1 protein-coding gene is annotated in these 2,622 nt (G+C 35.2%); it reads left to right on the plus strand.

Annotated elements, in window-relative coordinates; genetic code table 11:
• Positions 1-50: 50 nt before the first annotated feature.
• The coding region (locus tag DNK85_RS06050; protein WP_119328683.1) for a DUF4347 domain-containing protein at positions 51-2,622 on the plus strand (2,572 nt) is incomplete at its 3' end.

Here is a 2,622-nt window from a genome sequence, read left to right on the forward strand (position 1 = left end):
AAAATCATCGTGTACAGAGGCGCTGTAGGAAGATTATGTTGCATTAATTAATGTTAATAACAGAGGTGCTGGCTATGTTGTATTTTAAAAAGTCATATCAAAAAGTAAGAGATATTCTTATATCACTTAATACAAAAAAAGAATATAGTCCTAATAATGAATATTTATCCTATGAATATCCATCCCTTTTACAAGAGCTTGAACCACGGTTTATGTTTGATGGTGCAGCAATTGAAACGGTTGATCTTGCTGATGGTGTGTCTGAACAAGAGCAAGCTTATATTCTTAATGCGATTGAGCAAAATGAACAAGCACATGCAACAGATAGTTTATTGCAAGCGATTGAAGAAAACTCGGAAGGGTTTCAGACAGATTATAGTCAGTTCAAGGAAGTTGTGATTATTGATGCACGTGTCAAAGATCCACATATTTTAATTGAAAGTATTTCACGCACTTCAGCAATAGAAGTTATTTTGCCAGATCAAGATGGGGTAGATCGTATTGCAGAAGTTTTAACTAAATATACAGATTTGGATGCAGTTCATATTGTTTCACATGGAGCGCAAGCTGAATTACAGTTAGGCAATGTTTACCTAAATGAAACAAATTTAACAGCTTATCAGTCAGAGTTACAGCAATGGGGAGATGCGTTAACAGCGGAGGGTGATATATTATTTTATGGTTGTAATGTTGCCGAGGGTAATGAAGGTAAAAGTTTTATTGATAGTTTGAAAAAATATACTTCTGCTGATATCGCTTCCTCTGATAATCCTACTGGTGCAGGCGATATAGATGGAGATAGTAATCTTGAATACTCTTTAGACATTGAATCTATGTCTATATTGAAATTCGAGAACTATACTACATTACTTGATATTAGTGAGAATGAAAAAATAGTATATGCTTCTGATGGAGCTGCAGCGGATTATTTTGGTGAAAGTGCACTGATTTCTAGTGATGGAAATATCGCTGTTATCAGTGCAAAGCGTGAAGATGGCCCTAATGATTCAGGAAGTATCTATATTTTTAAGAAAATAGGAACTAAATGGCTTGAAGTTCAAAAGATAAAAGCCTCTGATGATGAATATGATTATTTTAGTACGGGTCTAGCCATTTCCGAAGATGGCAATATCATTGTTGTGGGATCACCTGGGCATGATCATTCAATATCTGATACGAATACAGGAGCTGTATACATATATGGCTATGATGATAATGATAGTGAGTGGAAGCAACTCCAAAAAATAATTGCTGATGATAAAGTAGCAGAAGACCGATTTGGTTTTGATGTGGATATTTCAGATGATGAAAGTATGATTGCAGTTACAGCAACTGGTGTTGGAGTGGAGACTGGTGCTGTTTATTTTTATGAAAAAAATGGTTCAACTTGGGATAAAATTGTAAAAATAGATAATCCTAGCGCCATTGATCATTCACATTTTGGGAGTAGTGTATCTTTATCTTCAGATGGTACAAGAGCAGTGGTAAGTTCAATGTATGAAGATACTCCTACTGATAGTGGTAGAGCATATGTTTTTAACTATAATGGTTCTTCTTGGAGTCAAATGGCGCAACTTGAAGCCTCTGATAAGGAAGCATCTGATGTTTTTGGTGTTAGTGTCAGTATTTCTGGAGATGGAACAAAAATCGCTGTTGGTAGTTACCTAGAAGGTACTCATCTAGAAGAGGGTGTTCCTTTAGATTCTGGGGCTGTGTATATATACACCTATAATGGTAGTGTTTGGAGTGAACTCGAAAAAATAAAAGCATCAGACGCTGCTGCATCAGATCTTTTTGGAACAACGGTAACATTATCATATGATGGTAAGAAATTGTTAGTAGGAGCCCCTGGAGATGGCGATTCAGCACCTGGAGATAGCTCTCCAGCAGACTCAGGATCAGTATATTTATATTCTTTAACAACAGAGAATAAATTTAAAGATAGCACTGTACAGCATATTACAGCTTCAGATGCTCAAGCATCAGACTATTTTGGTGGGAGTATAGACGCTTTTGGAACTATAACTGTTGGTAATACAGGGATGGATAAATATGGAGAAACAATAGTAGTTGGAGCATATTTAGAAGATACAAAAGGGGGGGATGCTGGTGCCGCTTATTTTTATAGTAATTATGATTATGTAGTACAATGGGCTCAAACAGCAACAGCTACCTCTGAATTTAATTCGACTACTTGGGGAGATCATCAGGCAACGGGTGCTTTTAATGGTGCATATTGGTCTAGCGCTCAATCTAATGATCCTCTTGATCAAGAAATAACATTAACTTATCAAACTGAAGTTCATGCACAGGAAATAAATATTTATGAAAGAAGAGCCTCTGGAACTTTATATAAAATGGAGATAAAAAATAATATTACAGGTGAAACTACAGTTTTTAACTCAGCAGAATTAATAAACATTAATTATGATATTAGTTATGCTGTAAATAATATTGATACAGGGCCTGTGACACAGGTTTTAGGTTTAAATAACCTCAATTTACAACATACAGTGAATGAAATTAAATTATTTTACGATCATGTAAATAATACTGGATATGATCATATCTATATTGATGCAGTTTCTTTGTATGGAGATGCTAATGATGCACCGGTGATAA

It is taken from the genome of Cysteiniphilum halobium (assembly GCF_003574425.1).
GTDB classification, from domain to species: domain Bacteria; phylum Pseudomonadota; class Gammaproteobacteria; order Francisellales; family Francisellaceae; genus Caedibacter; species Caedibacter halobius.